The organism is Microbacterium sp. (genome assembly GCF_049661145.1).
In the GTDB taxonomy this organism is placed as follows: domain Bacteria; phylum Actinomycetota; class Actinomycetes; order Actinomycetales; family Microbacteriaceae; genus Microbacterium.
The window spans coordinates 1-4,306 of sequence record NZ_JBASZT010000044.1; the positions used below are offsets into that span (position 1 = coordinate 1).

A 4,306-nucleotide genomic window follows, 5' to 3' on the forward strand; every position below is an offset into this window, starting at 1 on the left:
CGGCCCCGGCGCCGCGGGCGCCGACGCGCAGAAGCCGACCAGCGAGCTCAGCCGAAGAGCGCGGCGGCCTCTTCGTAGCGATACAGCGGCACGGTGTTGAGCTCGCCGAGGGCTTCCTCGAAGGACACGCGGACGATGTCGGTGCCTTTCATCGAGACCATCTGGCCCCACGCGCCCTCGGCGACGACGTCAGCGGCGTGCAGGCCCAGGCGCGTGGCGAGGACCCGGTCGAACGCCGACGGCGAGCCGCCGCGCTGGATGTGACCGAGCACGGTCGCGCGGGTCTCGATGCCGGTGATCCGCTCGATCTCCGGCGCCAGGATCTCGCCGATACCACCGAGCCGCGGCCGGTTGAAGGCGTCGAGACCCTTGTCGGAGTAGGCCTCGTCCTGCCCCTTCAGCTTGAAGCCCTCCGACACGATGACCAGCGGCGCACGACCGCGGTCGTGGGCGCGCTGCACCTGGGAGGCGATCTCCTCGAGAGACATGGGAACCTCGGGGATGCAGATGACGTGCGCGCCCGCCGCGATGCCGGAGTGCAGCGCGATCCAGCCGACGTGGCGGCCCATGACCTCGGCCACCATGCAGCGCTGATGGGAATCACCCGTCGTGCGCAGGCGGTCCATCGCCTCGGTGGCGATGTTGACGGCCGTGTCGAAGCCGAACGAGTAGTCCGTCGCCTTCAGGTCGTTGTCGATCGTCTTCGGCACGCCCATGACGTTGATGCCGTCGTGCCACAGCCTGTTCGCGGCAGCGAGCGTCCCTTCGCCGCCGATCGCGATGATGCCGTCGATGCGGTGGCCGTACAGGGTCTTTCCGATGTTCTCGGCACCGCCGCGCGGTCCCTCGTACGGGTTGGTGCGGCTCGTGCCGAGGATCGTACCGCCGACCTTCGACAACCCCTTCACCTCGTGGCGGGTCAGCGGGAAGAAATCGCCGTCCACGACACCACGCCAGCCGTCCCGGATGCCGACGAACTCGATGTTGTACGTTGTCGTGCCCTTGAGCACAACACCGCGGATGACCGCGTTCAGTCCGGGGCAGTCGCCGCCGCTGGTGAGGATGCCGATCTTCATGAGAGATCCTTCGGTTCAGGTTGTCGTCCGGCTTCGCTGCCACTGACGACACTATCGCCGAGCCTCGCCCACTTGCCACCGGACCGGCCGTCGATAACGGCCCCATTCACCTGCCGTTCAGCTGCCCCCGAGTGCCTCCCGAAGCAGGTGCATGAGCGCCGACAGCTGCACCGAGTCGCTCGAGGTCACGTCGACCTGAGCGCCGTCCAGCGCCCGCTGCGCGAGCCCCTGCTTGGAGTCGATCAGCTCGGCGATCTTCGTGTCGATGGTGTGCGCCGCGATGATCCGCCACGCCGTGACCGGCTCGTCCTGGCCGATCCGGTGCACGCGGTCGATCGCCTGCGTCTGCTCGGCCGCGGTCCACGACAACTCCGCGAGCACGACGTTCGAGGCGGCTTGCAGGTTCAGACCGACACCGGCGGCGGTCAGCGAGCACACTGCGATCGCGACGCCGGGGTCACCGTTGAACGCGTCGATCGCCTGTTGACGTGCGGGCGTGGACTGATCGCCGCGGATCGAAATGGTCCGAAGGCCGGATGCCGCGAAGTGCGCCTCCGCAGCATCCATGACATCGATGTGCTTCGCGAAGAACACGACCTTGCCGACCGAGCGCTGCAGCTGCACGGCGTAGTCGGCAGACAGCAGCGCCTTGGCTTGGCCGATCTTGCGGACCATCGTGAAGACGTTGTCGGCCCCGGCACCGGCGGCCTTCGAGTCCTCGAGCTCGCCGTGGGCGACGAGCCGCACGATGTCCTCGTCGAGTTCGCCGATGCGCACTCTGTCACCGCGTGCCTCGATGATGCGGCGGTACTTCGCCGCCAGCCGCTCGCCGAGCTCGCGCTCGGCCGCGCGGATCGACCGGCCGTACTCGTCATCGAGTTCGACGGGCAGGTCGGCGATGAGCTTGTCGGGGAGGTCGGCGGCGACATCCTTCTTCTTACGTCGGACGATGCCCATCGAGATGACGGCATCCCGCGCCTCGGGGTAGAACGCCTTGTCGGCCGGCGTGAAGCCGGTCGCGTCGAGCTTGGCCATCAGCTCCGGCCCCGGCTTCTCGCCGTTGGTCCATCCCAGAAAGCGCCAGATGGCGTCGAAGTCCTCGACGTCGTTGATGAGCGGCGTGCCGGTGAGGGCCAGCATGAGGGGGTCGCGCACCTGCTCCCGGATGCGCGCGCCGAGTGCGAGCACGTTCTGCGACCGCTGCGACGTGAGGTTCTTGATGAAGTGCGCCTCGTCGACGACCATGCCCTTCAGCCCGATCGAGCCGAGCCAGGACAGGTGCCGGTCGAGCACTTCGTAGTTGACGACGAAGACGTCGGCGAACGCGTCGACGGCACCGCCGTCACCGTGGATCACGGTGGCGCGGCGCTGCGGAGTCCACCGCTCCACCTCGCGCGCCCAGTTCATCTTCACGACATTGGGAACGACCGCCAGCAGCGGGTAGGCATCGGCGACCGATGCCGCCAGCACCGACTGCGCCGTCTTGCCGAGGCCCGGCTCATCGGCCAGCAGGAACGACCGATGCCCCGCACGCACCGACTCCAGGAACCGCGACTGGTGCGGCATGATCTCCAGGCCCTTCGGCGAGAGCCGGTCGAACTCGGGGACGGGAGGCAGGTCCATTGATGCCGCCGCTCCCCCCGCTCCCGTCTCGAAGGCCTTGTAGAGCGGACCCATGAGTTCCCACCCGTCGAGGCGCCGCCGCGCTGCGGGCGCCGGAGCGCGCAACGCCACATCGGGGGGGAGGAACGGGTTGGATTCGCGGCGCGCCTCGATCTGTGGCGGCGTGACCTGACGCGAGGCTGCGGCCGCGGGGACGACGGGCGTCTGACCCCAGCTCTGCGCCGCGGGCGCCGTATCGGTGATGATCAGCTCGTCTTCGGGCAGGTCTGCGCCGGACTCCAGCAGCCAGTCGCGGCGCATGCGCTTGGCGACCGGAGAGGTCGCCTGGTCGACCTCGAGCAACTGGATGAGTGAGGTATCGCGGGCCGCGGTCTTCGCGAGGATCGTCGCGACGCCGTCGAGCCGCTTGAGCAGCTCGGCGCGCGCCGCGGTGGGGACCGCCTCGTCCGCCTTCACTCTCGCGCGCTCTTCGCGCACGAGGAAGGCGATCACCTGAAACTTGACGCGGTTCGTGGGCCCGAGCTTCCCGCGCTGGGCCTTGGCCTCGACCTCGCGCACCTTGCGGGCGAGGATCGGGATGAGCGGCGCGTCGTCGTCGCGGCGCGCCGCAGAGGCCTTGTGGGACAGCCCGCGTCGTCGTGACGCGGGGGCGATGGATGCCGTGGTCGGCATGCTCCTCCTGAGCGTGAGACGCCGGTCGGGCCGGCGTACGTCCGGTCGGACGACCGGACGGTCGGAGTCCGCGGCGGGTGCCGCGAGGGAATGCGCGAGGCCCGGTCCCCCGGCTGCGGGCACTCGCTTCTGCGAGCTGCGGCGACGGCGGGACGGGTCCTCGCCCCCTAGTCTAGCGCGCTTCCGCCGCATCCCCCGTTCCCGGCCCGGGCTTTGTCCCGTCGCCGAGCCGCCATCTTCCGCCCGAGCCGCTACGTTTCGACGCGTCGCAGGATAGCGGCTCGGTCGAAACGTAGCGGCTCGCGGAGAGGGGTCGCAGCCCGCACGCGACGGCGGGGGTCAGGATGCCGAGCGCAGGCGCAGGCTGTTGAGCACCACGAACACGCTCGAGAACGCCATCGCGGCACCGGCGATCATCGGGTTGAGCAGCCCGAACGCGGCCAACGGGAGCGCAGCCACGTTGTACGCGAACGCCCAGAACAGGTTGCCGCGGATGATGCGCATCGTGCGCCGGCTCAGCCGGATCGCTGTCAGCACCGGCGCGAGCCCCTGGCCGGTGAGCGCGATGTCGCTCGCGTGCATCGCGGCATCCGTTCCGCCACCCATAGCGAGCCCAAGGTCGGCAGTCGCGAGCGCCGCGGCGTCGTTGATGCCGTCGCCGACCATCGCGACGCGGTGTCCGCCCTCCTGCAGGCGTTCGATCTCGGCGACCTTGTCCTCGGGCAGCACGCCCGCGATCACGCGGTCGATGCCGACGGCGGAGCCCACGGCACGAGCCGCGCCTTCGTTGTCGCCCGTCAGCAGGACGACATCCAGACCGAGACCACGCAGCGCCGAGACGGTGGCGGCGCTGTCGGTGCGCACGGCATCGGCGACGGCGACGACCGCACGCACGACGCCGTCCCAGCCGGCGACGACGGCGGTGGCTCCAGACG

General features: G+C 69.8%; 3 protein-coding genes. All 3 read right to left on the reverse strand.

The genetic code is table 11. The features are described from left to right. Positions 1 to 47 precede the first annotated feature (47 nt). Entirely contained in the window at positions 48 to 1,076 is a 1,029-nt protein-coding gene (locus tag WBP48_RS01985; protein WP_424435298.1) for a 6-phosphofructokinase, read from the reverse strand. Between the two features lie 117 nt (positions 1,077 to 1,193). Next, complete coding sequence (locus tag WBP48_RS01990) at positions 1,194 to 3,371, reverse strand: DEAD/DEAH box helicase (RefSeq protein WP_424435300.1); 2,178 nt, start codon at positions 3,369 to 3,371, stop codon at positions 1,194 to 1,196. Between the two features lie 339 nt (positions 3,372 to 3,710). After that, a partial coding sequence (locus WBP48_RS01995; RefSeq protein WP_424435303.1) for an HAD-IC family P-type ATPase occupies positions 3,711 to 4,306 on the reverse strand: 596 nt, incomplete at its 5' end.